Source organism: Comamonas thiooxydans, from assembly GCF_000964545.1.
GTDB lineage: Bacteria > Pseudomonadota > Gammaproteobacteria > Burkholderiales > Burkholderiaceae_C > Comamonas > Comamonas thiooxydans.
Map to the genome: position 1 here is coordinate 388,530 of NZ_BBVD01000002.1, position 13,330 is coordinate 401,859.

At 61.0% G+C, this 13,330-nt stretch carries 12 protein-coding genes; 7 read left to right on the forward strand and 5 right to left on the reverse strand.

Going from position 1 to position 13,330, the window contains the following annotated elements:
• Window positions 1-12 precede the first annotated feature (12 nt).
• Both Cth01_RS03265 and Cth01_RS03270 read right to left on the reverse strand, forming a co-directional pair.
• Window positions 13-966 (reverse strand): DUF979 domain-containing protein, encoded by a 954-nt coding sequence (locus tag Cth01_RS03265; protein ID WP_045838509.1) that lies wholly within the window; start codon window positions 964-966, stop codon window positions 13-15.
• Window positions 963-1,682: a DUF969 domain-containing protein gene (locus Cth01_RS03270; protein WP_034364184.1), complete on the reverse strand. Its 720-nt coding sequence runs from the start codon at window positions 1,680-1,682 to the stop codon at window positions 963-965. Before Cth01_RS03270 ends, Cth01_RS03265 begins: the two co-directional genes overlap by 4 nt.
• A gap of 293 nt (window positions 1,683-1,975) precedes the next feature.
• Here Cth01_RS03270 and Cth01_RS03275 point away from each other — a divergent pair, with 293 nt between their 5' ends.
• The 4 genes from Cth01_RS03275 (at window position 1,976) to Cth01_RS03290 (ending at window position 5,681) form a co-directional block, all read left to right on the forward strand.
• Window positions 1,976-2,653 (forward strand): GntR family transcriptional regulator, encoded by a 678-nt coding sequence (locus tag Cth01_RS03275; protein WP_003074324.1) that lies wholly within the window; start codon window positions 1,976-1,978, stop codon window positions 2,651-2,653.
• 170 nt (window positions 2,654-2,823) lie between these two features.
• On the forward strand, window positions 2,824-3,807 hold the full coding sequence (locus Cth01_RS03280) for a TRAP transporter substrate-binding protein (RefSeq protein WP_034381371.1): 984 nt from the start codon (window positions 2,824-2,826) through the stop codon (window positions 3,805-3,807).
• 79 nt (window positions 3,808-3,886) lie between these two features.
• On the forward strand, window positions 3,887-4,393 hold the full coding sequence (locus Cth01_RS03285) for a TRAP transporter small permease (protein WP_012836942.1): 507 nt from the start codon (window positions 3,887-3,889) through the stop codon (window positions 4,391-4,393).
• The gene (locus tag Cth01_RS03290) at window positions 4,386-5,681 is read left to right on the forward strand and encodes a TRAP transporter large permease (protein ID WP_003061766.1); all 1,296 of its coding nucleotides are present in this window, start codon (window positions 4,386-4,388) and stop codon (window positions 5,679-5,681) included. The genes Cth01_RS03285 and Cth01_RS03290 overlap by 8 nt, the downstream gene beginning before the upstream one ends.
• A gap of 399 nt (window positions 5,682-6,080) precedes the next feature.
• On the opposite strand, the gene glmS is transcribed toward Cth01_RS03290, so the two are convergent.
• Window positions 6,081-7,997 (reverse strand): glutamine--fructose-6-phosphate transaminase (isomerizing), encoded by a 1,917-nt coding sequence (glmS, locus tag Cth01_RS03295; protein ID WP_045838510.1) that lies wholly within the window; start codon window positions 7,995-7,997, stop codon window positions 6,081-6,083.
• 136 nt (window positions 7,998-8,133) lie between these two features.
• Here glmS and Cth01_RS03300 point away from each other — a divergent pair, with 136 nt between their 5' ends.
• Window positions 8,134-8,634, forward strand: coding sequence for an Lrp/AsnC family transcriptional regulator (locus Cth01_RS03300; protein WP_045838511.1), 501 nt, complete (start codon window positions 8,134-8,136; stop codon window positions 8,632-8,634).
• A gap of 127 nt (window positions 8,635-8,761) precedes the next feature.
• Window positions 8,762-9,895, forward strand: coding sequence for a sensor domain-containing diguanylate cyclase (locus tag Cth01_RS03305; protein WP_045838512.1), 1,134 nt, complete (start codon window positions 8,762-8,764; stop codon window positions 9,893-9,895).
• 4 nt (window positions 9,896-9,899) lie between these two features.
• Here the strand turns inward: Cth01_RS03305 and Cth01_RS03310 are convergent, their stop codons facing one another.
• Both Cth01_RS03310 and glmU read right to left on the reverse strand, forming a co-directional pair.
• Window positions 9,900-10,697: a sensor histidine kinase gene (locus Cth01_RS03310; RefSeq protein ID WP_034390853.1), complete on the reverse strand. Its 798-nt coding sequence runs from the start codon at window positions 10,695-10,697 to the stop codon at window positions 9,900-9,902.
• Window positions 10,697-12,145: a bifunctional UDP-N-acetylglucosamine diphosphorylase/glucosamine-1-phosphate N-acetyltransferase GlmU gene (gene glmU / locus Cth01_RS03315; protein ID WP_045838513.1), complete on the reverse strand. Its 1,449-nt coding sequence runs from the start codon at window positions 12,143-12,145 to the stop codon at window positions 10,697-10,699. The genes Cth01_RS03310 and glmU overlap by 1 nt, the downstream gene beginning before the upstream one ends.
• Before the next feature lie 104 nt (window positions 12,146-12,249).
• Between glmU and Cth01_RS03320 the strand changes: the two genes are divergently transcribed.
• Window positions 12,250-13,230 (forward strand): LysR substrate-binding domain-containing protein, encoded by a 981-nt coding sequence (locus tag Cth01_RS03320; RefSeq protein ID WP_034405962.1) that lies wholly within the window; start codon window positions 12,250-12,252, stop codon window positions 13,228-13,230.
• Window positions 13,231-13,330: the final 100 nt, after the last annotated feature.

Sequence of the window (13,330 nt, forward strand, 5' to 3'; positions counted from 1 at the left end):
GGCAACTCTCTCTTAACGGAACATCAGGAAGTTAAGCAGGAACACATTCACGATCAGCAAGGTGATGGCCGTGGGAACCTGCGCACGGATGACGGCATTTTTGTCAATTTCCAGCAGTGCTGCGGGCACCAGGTTGAAGTTGGCCGCCATGGGCGTGAGCAAGGTGCCGCAGTAGCCCGACAGCATGCCGACTGCCGCCATCACGGCCGGGTCACCATGGTAGACGCCAACCAGCACGGGCACGCCCACACCGCCCGTCATCACCGGAAAGGCTGCAAAGCCATTGCCCATGATGACCGTGAACAGCGCCATGCCGATCACGTACACTGCCACGGCCACAAAGCGCACATCCATGTTGATGTAGGTGGTGGTCACATAGGCCACTGCCTTGCCCACGCCGGCATCCGAGAACACCAGACCCAGCATGCCCAGCATCTGGGGCAGCACCAGGGCCCAGCCCAGTGCGTCGATCAGGCGGTGCGACTCGCGCAGGCCCTGCACGGGAGTCTCGCGTGTCATCTTGCAGGCCAGCACCAGCGCAATCACGCAGCCTATGCCCAGACTGACCAGCGTGCTGTTCTTGGGGTCGATGAAGGGAGTGCCGCCAAAGACCAGATGCTTGGCCGACAGCGTGCCCACCATGGTGATCAGCGGAATGGCCAGCGCCGGCACGAACAGCCTGTTGCCCAGGCGCTTGGCACTTTCCAGGTATTGCGCATCGGTGCGTGGCTGATGCTTGCCGCCCATCACGCCGCCGAAGCCCGCAATCAGGGCCATGACGACCGCGACCGCTCCCACCCATACGGGCGGCAGCAGATCACCGACGAGGAACACCAGCGCATACAGCGCCCAGAACAGGCCCGCCGAGAAACGGCGCGGGTTGCTGCCGTCGCGCAGCGTCATCACGGCCGTCACCGCCAGCACCAGGCCGACGAGGTAGTACAGGTATTGAATGGTGATGGTCATGCCGACTCTCCCTGGGCAACTTTCTTTTCCGCAGCAATTTCACGCGCCAGTTGCTTGTCCAGGCGATGCAGGCGGAAGGCATGGATGGCAAAGGCCGAGATGGCCGTGGGAATGCCCCACAGCGCGACATGAATCGGCTCGACCTCGATACCCGCCTCCTTCAGGAAGGTGGTCATCAGCACGATCGCACCGAAGGCCACAAAGATGTCTTCACCAAAGAACAGGCCCACGTTGTCCGTGGCAGCCGACATGGCGCGCAGCTTCTCGCGCACCTTGCCCGACAGCTTGCCGTAGCGGTTTTCCGTCGCGCCTTCGGCCATGGGAGCCAGCAGCGGACGCACCATCTGGGGATGCCCGCCGAGGCTGGTCAGGCCGATGGCTGCCGTGAGCTGACGCGCGGCCAGGTAGACGATCAGCAGGCGGCCGGCTGTGGCCGACTTGATGGAGCTGATCCAGTTCTGTGCGTGCTGACGCAGGCCATGGCGCTCCAGCAGGCCGATCACGGCCAGCGGCAGCAAGATGATGAGCGGCAGGTTGCGGGTCTTGATGAAGCCGGTCCCGATGGCGGCCAGAACCTTGTCCAGCGGAAAGCCCGCCGCAAAGGCTGTGCCGATGGCGGTCACGATGACCACCAGCATGGGATTAAAGCGCAGCGCGAAGCCAGCAATGATGATGAGCACGCCGATCAGCGGCCACAGGTTTACGTCTACAGGCATGGAAGCCTCCGGAAATCACGCCCTGATCCGCTGCGCGGCGGGCTCTACCAAAGACGGGAACGCTATCGGCAACCCCGCCCAGCTCTTTTGAAGAAGGCTGATCAGCTCTGTTTCAGATCTGCTTCATTCCTCAAATTGTTGAACAATCTATTTAGATTGATTCCACAAATGAAATTGTTTGCAGAACAAATAGACTTTGTAATAGAGCAAACCCTAGGTCGCACCACTCTTTTGGACTTCTCTGAGTCAACAGAACGATGGCTACACTCTGGCGACAGCCAAAAGGGAACGCCATGAAAGTCGCAGCAGAGGTCCAGAACCTGACCGAACGCATCGCCGAGGAAATACGCAGCCAGCTGGTCAAGGGCGTGCTGAGCCCGGGCCAGCGACTGTCCGAAGCGGCACTCAGCGAAGCGCTGGATATTTCGCGCAACACCTTGCGCGAGGTGTTCCGCATGCTGACCAAGGAAGGTCTGCTGGTACACGAGCCCAACAAGGGCGTATCGGTGGCCGTGCCCAGCATGGCGTCCATCATCGACATCTATCGCGTGCGGCGCATGATCGAGTGCCAGGCCCTTGCACAGGCTTACCCCATGCACCCTGCACTGACGCGGATGCGCGAGGCCGTGGAAAGCGGCCAGCGACACAGCGAGGCGGAGGACTGGTCCGAGGTGGGCACAGCCAATATGGCGTTTCACAAAGCCATCGTGGCCCTGGCCGACAGCGAACGCCTCAACGAGATGTTCTCGCATCTGCTGGCGGAGCTGCGTCTGGCCTTCGGCCTGCTGCGCGACCCGCATTTTCTGCATGCACCCTATGTGGGCATGAACCTGAAGATTCTGCAGATCTTCGAAGCCGGCAGGCCTGCGGAGGCGGCACAGGAGCTCAGTGCCTACCTGGTGCATTCCGAGCGCATCATTCTGGCCGCCTATGCCCGGCGTCTGGCAGAGGCAGGGATCAAGGCCCCTTGAGGGATCTTGTTCAACAAAATGCCATTTTCAATAGAAACAAAGCAATAAAACACCCTACGTTTCTTTGAAACTCGTTGAAATCCCTCATGGATGTTTGTTGAGACAAATGCTACTTTGGCACAACTCTTGCCTGAGTTCATTCGTCCGCATCTCTTATCCGAGGAGTTTTCATGAAGCGTCGCATTTTCTGCGCCACAGCAACCTTGCTCGCCGGCATCGGCATTGCCGGTCATGCCATGGCACAAACCAAGTGGGATTTCGCCACCGCATACGGGCCTGGAAACTTTCACTCCAAGAACAACGAACTGTTCGTGAAGGATGTGGATGCCGCCACGGGCGGCAAGCTCAAGATCACGCCGCACTTTGGTGCGTCGCTGTTCAAAATGCCCGAAATCAAGCGTGCCGTGCAGACCGGCAATGCACAGATGGGCGAATTCTTTCTGGTGAGCTTTCAGAATGAGTCGCAGATCTTCGGCGCCGACGGACTTCCGTTCCTCGTGAGCAACTATGACGAGGCCTACAGGCTCTATCAGGCTCAGAAACCCGCGCTGCAGAAGCTGCTGGACAAGCAGGGACAGGTGCTGCTGTATTCCGTGGCCTGGCCTCCCCAGGGGATCTACACCAAAAAGCCCGTCAATTCCGCGGCCGACCTCAAGGGCATGAAGTGGCGCGTGTACTCCCCCACTACCGCCCGCATTGGCGAACTGATTGGCGCCCAGCCCGTGACCGTGCAGGAGGCCGAGCTGTCCCAGGCTCTGGCGACCGGCGTGGTGGATGGCCTGATCACCTCCAGCGCAACCGGTGCCGACAACAAGCTGTTTGAAAGCCTGAAGTACTACTACAACGTGCAGGCCTGGATTCCCAAGAATGCCGTGACCGTGAGCAAGAAGGCCTTTGGCGCACTGGACAAGAGCACGCAGGAGGCCGTGCTCAAGGCCGCCGCCGCTGCCGAGCAGCGCGGCTGGAAAGAGTCCAGGGAAGTGGATGCACGCTCGATTGCCGCCCTCAAGCAAGGCGGCATGCAGGTCGAGCAGCCCTCCGCTCAGCTCAAGGCAGACCTGGGCAAGATCGGCGCGACCGTGATCAAGGAATGGACGGACAAGGCCGGCGCCGACGGCCAGGCCATTCTCGACGGCTACAAGGCTGGCAAGTAAGGCGCAGATTGCATCGGCGCGCCCGACCCCGTCATCCGGGGTGGGCGGCCGATGACCTCATCCTCTCAGGAAGACAAGCATGCGCAAGTTACTCAACGGCCTCTATGACGGCAGTGCCTGGCTTGCCGGCATCGCCATGATCGGCGTGCTGGCGATGGTGCTGCTGACCATCACCAGCAGACTCTTTGGCTTCAGCGCCCCGGGCACCGATGCCTACGCAGGCTACGCCATGGCGGGTGCCGGCTTCATGGCCCTGGCCAGCACCTTGAAGAAAGGTGAACATATCCGCGTCACCCTGCTGCTGGGTGCGCTCAAGGGCAGGGCCTACAAGGCGCTGGAACTGACCGCCCTGGGCATCGCCACCATTCTTTCGGCCTTTCTGGCTTTCTATTCCACGCGCCTGGTCTGGCAGTCCTGGGAGATCGAAGACATCTCCGTGGGCATAGACGCCACACCGCTGTGGATTCCTCAGATCTTCATGGCTCTGGGCACGATTGTTTTCTTCATCGCGTTCTGCGACGAGCTGGTGCTGGAGCTGCTGGGCAAACGCAAGGCGGTAGAGAAGGAGGGAACCCCTCATGAATGAAATCACCGCAAGCATTGCACTGATCGTGGTGCTGCTGGTCCTGCTTGGCGGCGGCGTCTGGGTCGGTCTGACGCTGGCAGGCGTTGCCTGGTTCGGCATGGAATTCTTCACCGCGCGCGCAGCAGGCGATGCCATGGCCATGACCATCTGGGGCTCTGCCAGCAGCTGGACCTTGACGGCCTTGCCCCTGTTTGTCTGGATGGGCGAGATTCTCTACCGCACCAATCTGTCCGAGAGCATGTTTCGTGGTCTGGCGCCCTGGGTCAATGCGCTGCCGGGCCGCCTGCTGCACACCAATGTCATAGGCTGCACGATTTTTGCGGCAGTGTCCGGCTCCTCGGCCGCCACCTGCGCCACCGTGGGCAAGATGAATGTGCCCGAGCTGCGCAAACGCGGCTATCCCGAGAACATGGTGATCGGCTCGCTGGGCGGCCCCGCCACACTGGGCCTCCTGATCCCGCCCTCCATCATCTTGATCGTCTACGGCGTATCTGCCGAGCTGTCGATTTCCAAGCTCTTCATGGCAGGCGTGCTGCCAGGCATCATGCTGGCACTGATGTTCAGCGGCTGGATCGTGGTCTGGGCCCTGATGAACCCGGACAAGGTGCCCAAGGCCGACAGCACCATGAGCTTCAAGCAGAAAGTCTACGAGTCGCGCCACCTGATCCCCGTCGTGCTGCTGATCTCGGGCGTGATTGCCAGCATCTACAGCGGCATTGCCACGGCGACCGAAGCTGCCGGCATAGGCGTGATGGGAGCGCTGATTCTGTCGGCCCTGCAAGGTGCACTGAGCTGGAAGAACTTCAAGGAATCGCTGTTCGGAGCCACCCGGCTTTACTGCATGATTGCGCTGATCCTCGCCGGTGCAGCCTTCATGACCTTGTCCATGGGCTATATCGGACTGCCACGCCAGCTGGCTGAATACGTGGGCAGCCTGAACCTGTCGCCCGCCATGCTGATTGCGGTACTGGGCCTGTTCTACATTCTCATCGGCTGCTTTCTGGACGGCATCTCCACCATTGTGCTGACCTCCGGCGTGGTTCTGCCCATCATCCAGGCCGCAGGCATAGACCCCCTGTGGTTCGGCATCTTCCTCGTGATCACGGTGGAGACCGCTCAGATCACGCCACCGGTGGGCTTCAACCTGTTCGTGCTGCAGGGCATGACGGGCAAGCAGATCACCTATCTGGCCCGCGTCTGCGCACCGTACTTCCTGCTGATGGTGCTGGCACTGGTCATACTGTGGTTCTTCCCGCAGATCGTGACCGTGCTGCCCAATAATATGTAAGCAAAATCGCTCTGCTCGAACGCCCCGCAAGGGGCGTTTTTCATAGGCGAGCCAAGATGGCTACATGCATGCCAAGACATGCGGGCTTCAACGCCGGGATGTTGATGCCGTATCCATCTGACAGGGTGTTACGAAAAATGCTCACTACACTGTTAGATTAGTTGGGTTAGCCATCCAGACACATCGCAATGAAAGAAAAAATCAACTTCATTGAGAGGGAGCGCCTCTACCGACATGAACTCAAACGCCGCCGCGTGAAGTTTCTGCCCATGCAGGTACTGCGCCGGGTCTTCAAAGCGGCAGGAGTCTAGCCAGCGCTGAAGCCAGCCATCCACCTGCCATGCCCAAACGAAAAAGCGCTCCCATGGGAGCGCTTTTTCGTGGCACGAAGCAACCGGCTTATTCCACCGTGACCGACTTGGCCAGGTTGCGCGGCTTGTCCACATCGGTGCCGCGTGCCACCGCCGTGTGATAGGCCAGCAGCTGCAGCGGCACCACGTGCAGGATGGGGCTCAGGGCACCATAGTTCTCGGGCATGCGAATCACATGCATGCCTTCGCTGCTTTCGATATTGGTCTTGGCATCGGCCAGCACATAAAGAACGCCGCCGCGCGCACGCACTTCCTGCATATTGCTCTTGAGCTTTTCCAGCAGTTCGTCGTTGGGCGCCACGGTGACCACAGGCATCTGGCTGTCCACCAGTGCCAGCGGGCCATGCTTGAGCTCGCCGGCGGGATAGGCCTCTGCGTGGATGTAGCTGATTTCCTTGAGCTTGAGTGCACCTTCCAGTGCGATGGGGTAGTGAATGCCGCGACCCAGGAACAGTGCGTTTTCCTTCTTCGCAAAGTCTTCAGCCCAGCTGATGATTTGCGGCTCCAGCGCCAGCACGGATTGCAGGGCCACGGGAAGGTGGCGCATGGCCGTCAGATACTGCTGCTCCTTCTCTTCCGTCAGGCGTCCCTTGGACTGAGCCAGCGCCAGCGTCAGCAGGAACAGACCTGCAAGCTGCGTCGTGAAGGCCTTGGTCGATGCCACGCCGATTTCCACGCCGGCGCGCGTGATATAGGCCAGCTCGCACTCGCGCACCATGGCACTGGTGGCCACATTGCAGATGGTCAGGCTGTGCTTCATGCCCAGGCTCTGGGCATGGCGCAGGGCCGCCAATGTATCGGCCGTCTCGCCCGACTGGCTGATGGTCACAATCAGTGTCTTGGGATCGGACACACTGGTGCGATAGCGGTACTCGCTGGCCACCTCCACATTGCAGGGGATGCCGGCAATCGCCTCTATCCAGTACTTAGCCGTGCAGCCGCTGTAATAGCTGGTGCCGCAGGCCAGGATCAGGACCCGGTCGATCTCCTTGAATACTCGCCAGGCCGCCGCGCCGGTCTTGCCTTCCGAAGTGACCCCGTCAAACAACTCGGGGGCAATGTTCTTCAGGCCTTCCAGCGTATCGCCCAAAGCGCGCGGCTGCTCGAAGATTTCCTTTTGCATGTAATGGCGATAAGGGCCCAGTTCGGCTGCGCCGCTGTGCGCCATCACGGTTTTGACCGGGCGCTGCTGCTCTGTCAGGCGCTCACCGCTCTTGCTGATGACCCAGTAGCGTCCCGGCTGCAGATCGATCAGATCGCCCTCTTCCAGGTACACGATCTGGTCGGTCACACCCGCCAGCGCCATTGCATCGCTGGCCAGGAAATGTTCCGCGCCGTCCTTGCCCACACCCAGAATCAGCGGCGAGCCGGCACGAGCGCCCACCACACGGCGAGGTTCATCCCGGTGCATCACGCCAATCGCGTAGGCGCCATGCAGGCGAGCCGTCGCGGCTTGCACGGCCTCGAAAAGATCGCCGTTGTAGAGGCTGTCCACCAGGTGAGCAATAACCTCGGTGTCGGTCTGGCTGGCAAATACATAGCCCTTGGCCTGCAGCTCGGCACGCAGGGCTTCGTAGTTCTCGATGATGCCGTTGTGCACCAGGGCCACGCGGGCCGGCGCATCGGCATCGGCCACGGGCGAGATGCCGGGACCATGGCTGAAGTGGGGATGGGCATTGCGTACGGCAGGCTCGCCGTGGGTGGCCCAGCGGGTATGGGCAATGCCGGTGAAACCTTCCACATGCTCGGTCTTGACCTGCTCCATCAGCTCGGCCACGCGGGCTGTAGAGCGCGCACGCTGCAATCCCAGGCTCAAGCCGCTGGCATCCGCTGCCTGTACAGCCACACCACAGGAGTCATAGCCGCGATACTCCAGTCGCTGCAGACCCTGGACCAGAACCGGAACGATATTGCGATGAGACACCGCAGCAACAATGCCACACATAGAGGTACACCTTAGGTTGTTTGAGCGAGCATGCTAACGGTTGCAATAAAAAATTTTCAATCAATAAAAACAACTAAATGACTGAAAATTTCATCGAATCGGAATATTGATTATTTATTCAATAAAATTCATATAAATGAATGAAAATTCCATCAATCTGGATGACACCGACTTGCAACTGCTGCAGCAATTGCAGCTGGATGCCAGCCTGAGCAACCAGGCCCTGGCCCGGCATCTCGAGCTATCTGCCCCTACCTGCCTGCGTCGTGTCAAACGCCTGCAGGAGCTGGGTCTGATCGAGAAACAAGTCGCCATCCTGAGCAGCGAACACATCGCCCGCCTCACAGGCCATGGCCTGCAGGCCATTGTGGAAGTCTCGCTGGACCGGCAGGACAGCAGCTCACTACTGCAATTCGAGCACAAAGCCGTGGCCGAACCCGGCGTGCAGCAATGCTGGCGCGTCTCTCCCGGCCCCGACTTCATCCTCGTCATTGCCACCATCGATATGCCTGCCTACCTGGCATTGAGCCAGAAGCTGTTCACTCAGGATGCCAATGTGCGCAATGTCAAAGCCTTCTTCAGCATCAAGCGCGCCAAATTCAGTACCGAACTGCCCTTGCCAGCCCCCAATCATTAGGGACTTGCACGCCTTTATTTTTGAACCGCCATGTGTGGTGCGGATGCCGCGCAAGCCCCTCAATATTTGATACAAATTGTATTAATTAGATTATTCTCGCAACCTTGACTTAAGCCAACTCCACCAGATGCCCTTGCATCGAGATATTCACCGCCGGACCTACCCTCTGCGCGCCTCTTATATGGCACTGGGCGGAGCGGTGGTGGCTGCGAGCCTGTCATATCTCCCGACCAATCTCGCCTGGTGGGCATTCACGACGGTCAGTGCACTGGTATGGCCGCATATTGCTTTTTTGCATTCAAGCCGGCAACAGGATCAGTTCCATGCGGAGTATTTCAATTCTCTGATAGATGCGCTGATCGTCGGCTGCTGGATTTCTCTGATGCACTGGAGCCTGCTGCCCAGCATCTGCATTCTGGCCATCGGCGTGGCCGACCGCTTCTATACCGGTTTGAAGCGCCGCTGGCTGCCCTCCCTGATCGCGCTGCTGTGCGGCATGCTTTTCATGAGCATCGCCATAACGCCCACCCCGCAATGGGGCGCGCCACTGGCGGTACAGCTCAGCCTGCTGCCGCTGATCATCCTGCACAGCGCCTATGCAAGCTGGTCCAACAGCCGAATGCTCAAGACTCTGGCCAGGCAGAACCTGCAGCTCAAGTTACTGGGACGCATTGATCCTCTGACCACGGTATACAGCCGCGATTACTGGTGGAAAAAAGCCCGTGCCGCGCTGCATCAGCACCGCACCGTCAAGGAGCAGACCTGCCTGCTGGTGATTGACATTGACCGTTTCAAAAGCGTGAATGATCTGTACGGCCATATTGTGGGCGACGATGTTTTGAAAATGATCGGGCTGGCGATTAGAAACAGCCTGCGCAGCAACGATATTGCTGGGCGCTACGGCGGCGATGAATTCACCGTGCTTTGCAAGCACACCACGGCCAAGGAGGCATATTCGGTCGCCATGCGTATTTGCGAAAAAATTGCTCAGATACGCATTCGCGAATATCCACAGCTGCACATCAGTGCGAGTATCGGCGTTGCTGCAGCCGATGAAGGTTTTGGCTCGGTGTCCGAATGGATAAAAGCGGCCGACATTGCGCTTTACAGCGCCAAGAGCGGCGGGCGCGACCAGGTGATGGATGCCACGCAGCAACCCGAGCGACAGCACAGTCCATCGACCATGCCCATGCGACCGGAATCCACGCGAATCAGCCCGGCGAGTGCCGAGCAGGAAAGCCTGGACCGCAACGTGGTCTGAGCACTCAGGGCAGGCAGGTGGGCCAATGCATCTGCAACTGGCATCCTGCATTGAGCTGAGCCTGGATTTCCGCCTCGCCGCCATGGCGGCGGCAGATATCGCGCACCAGCGCCAGGCCGATGCCGAGGCCCTCGAACTCGGCCTCGCGATGCATGCGCTGAAAGACGCCAAACAGCTTGCCTGACCGCGCCTGCTCGAAGCCGGCGCCGTTGTCGGCCACGGTGATGAAGCAGCCCCCCTGCCCGTCACGCTGCACATCGACCTGGATGCGCGCCAGCGGCACGGCCCGCGTGAACTTGACGGCATTGGCGAGAGCTGCATCCAAAGCCTGCTCCAGCAGATGCGGATCCGCCTGCAGCATGGGGGCAGCGGCAGGCAGACACCACTCTATGCGTCGGCCTTGCGCGCCTGCCTGCAGACGCTGGCTCAGACTTCCCAGCAAGGCCAGCAAGTCCACGGGCTGCGGCTTCAGCACATGGCTCTGGGCCCGATTCAGCTTCAGCAAGCCGTCGAACATGGCCGCCATGCGCTGGGCGGACTGCTCCATGGTCTGGAGGAAGCTTCGCGCTTCCTCCAGGTCTTCGGCACCGGGACTGGCGGACTGCAGCAGCTCGGCAACCAGCGGATTGAAAGCCAGCAGATGGCGCAGCGGCGCCCGCAAATCATGCGAGACGGCATGCATCCATTCCTGCTGGGCCGTGCGCAAGGCGGACAGTTCGGCCTCGCGCCTGGCCAGCAGCGCCAGCGCTTCGCCCAGGGACTGAGGCGCCATGCTCTCCAAAGCTTGCTGCGCTTGTTCCATCAGGCTTTTGGCAGCTTTTCAGGGCGCTTCCAGTTGCTGATGCTGACCTGCCTGCCACGTCCTACCGTCAAGGCACCAGCCTCCGTATTCTTGGTCACGGTGGAGCCACCGCCCACGGTGCCGCCGGCGGCAATCGTCACCGGAGCCACCAGCACGCAGTTGCTGCCGATATGCACATCGGCCTCGATCACGGTACGGTGCTTGTTCACGCCGTCATAGTTGGCGGTGATGCTGCCTGCACCATAGTTCACGCGCTCGCCCACCGTGGCGTCGCCCAGATAGGCCAGGTGATTGGCCTTGGCACCGTCGGCCAGGACGGAGTTCTTCACTTCCACGAAGTTGCCGATATGCACTTCGCGGCCCAGCTTGGCGCCGGGGCGCAGGCGGGCAAACGGGCCGACCAGCGCGCCCTGGCCCACTTCCACGCCAGCCTTCTCGCCATCGATGTGCGTGAAGGGGTGGATCACGGCATCTTCGGCAATGCTCACATTGCTGAGGTGGCAGTTGGCGCCGATCCTCGCGCCGGCGCCAATCGTCACCTTGCCGGCAAAGATGCAGTTCACGTCGATTTCCACATCCTGGCCGCAGCTCAGGCTGGCCTTGGTGCCGCGCGCATCGTCACGCAGGTCGAAGCGCGCAGGATCGGCCATGCGCACGCCCTGCTCCATCAGCTCGCGCGCCTGGCGCAACTGGTGAGCGCGCTCCAGCTCTGCCAGTTGCAGCGGGCTGTTGACGCCCGCCACCTGCAGGACATCGGCAATGCGGTGGCCCACCACGGGCACGCCGTCGGCCACGGCCATGGCGACGATATCGGTCAGGTAGTACTCGCCCTGGGCATTGTTGTTGTCGAGCTTGGCAAGCCAGGCCGTCAGATGCCTGGCGGGCACGGCCATGATACCGCTGTAGATCTCGGTGATGGCGCGCTCGGCCTCGCTGGCATCTTTCTGCTCGACGATGCGCTGCACCGTGCCTGCATCGTTTCGCACGATGCGGCCATAGCCCGTGGGATCGGGCATGGTCACGGTGAGCAGCGCCATCTTGTCGCTGCCTGCGGCATCGAGCAGACCTTGCAGCGTGTCGGCCCGGGTCAGCGGCACATCACCCGACAGCACCACGACCAAGCCATCTTCCTTGAGCGCAGGCACGGCCTGCTGCACGGCATGGCCGGTTCCCAGCTGGGGCTCCTGGCGCACAAACTTCAGGTCCATTGCACCATGGGCGCCATCCGCGCCATCTGCGCCATTGGCAGCGGCGATGGCCGCTTCCACTTCCGCTGCGCCATGACCCGTCACCACCACGGCCGAGCGCGCCTTGAGTTGCGCAGCGGTATCCAGCACATGCTGCAACAGGGCACGACCGGCCAGCTTTTGCAGCACCTTGGGATGGCGGCTTTTCATGCGGGTGCCTTTGCCGGCAGCCATGACGACGATGTCCAGAGGTGCAGTCATATTGATTTATAGGATGAAAACCGCCTGATTATCGACCCATAGCCGCGGTCGGCAACTGCAAGCGCAGGCAACAGTCGCCGCAAACACCTTATGCTTGCCCTGCCATGCCTCATGCCACCACCAGCCCCACTCCGCTGCTTCGCACCCGCGCCATCGGTGCCGGCCATCTGCGCGCCTTTCTGGCCGTGGCCCGGCACCTGAACTTTCGAGCCGCGGCGGACGAGCTGGCACTGACCCAGTCTGCCGTCAGCCGCCAGATCCAGTCGCTGGAAGACGAGGTGGGCATCCCGCTGTTTCTGCGCCATTCGCGCGCCGTGGAATTGACGGGTGCCGGCGCCCAGCTGCTGCATGCCGTGCAGCCTGCATTGGAGTCGATCGACGCCACCGTGCGCCAGATCCGCCAGACCGTGGGCCGCAAGAGCGTGGCCATCACCACCTGGGCCAGCTTTGCCGCCATGTGGCTGATTCCGCGCCTGGAGGCGTTCCAGCGCGCCTATCCCGATATCGACATTCGCATAGACACGGGCGACGCCGTGGTGGATCTGGAGACCACCGATGTGGACCTGGCCATACGCTACAGCGCCGGCGTCTCCGATGCCTCGGCAAAGGCCCTGTTTGGCGAAGAACTGGTGCTGGTCGCAAGCCCAGCCCTGCTCAGGAGCGGCCCCGCCGTGCACAGCCCCGCCGATGCGGCCCGCTACACCTTGATTGAAACCGGCGACGTGCACCGCATGCCCCAGCTGGAGTGGCTGAGCTGGCAGCGCTGGTTTGCCGCCAACGGCTGCGACCAGCTGCAGCCGCCGCGCTGGCTGTACTTCAACTACGCCCACCAGATCGTGCAGGCCGCACTGGCGGGCCAGGGTCTGGCCATCGCGCGCCTGCCGCTGGTGGCCGATGCGCTGGCGGCCGGCACCCTGATCGAGGTATTGCCCGAGCGTCGCCTGGCCTCGCCTCTGTCGTACTGGCTGCTGCAAGGCCCACGCAGCAGCGAGCGGCCCGAAGTCCAGGCCTTCTGTCAGTGGCTGATGGAACAAGCCCGCCAGACGCGCGACGCCATGCAAGGCGCGAGCGAGCCCACTCAATAAAAAAGAGAGCTACTTGCGCATGACCTGTAACGGTTTCAAATACAAATTGATTTGAAACGTATATGTATCAAGCGTAAACAGCTCTCATTTTTACTGTCAC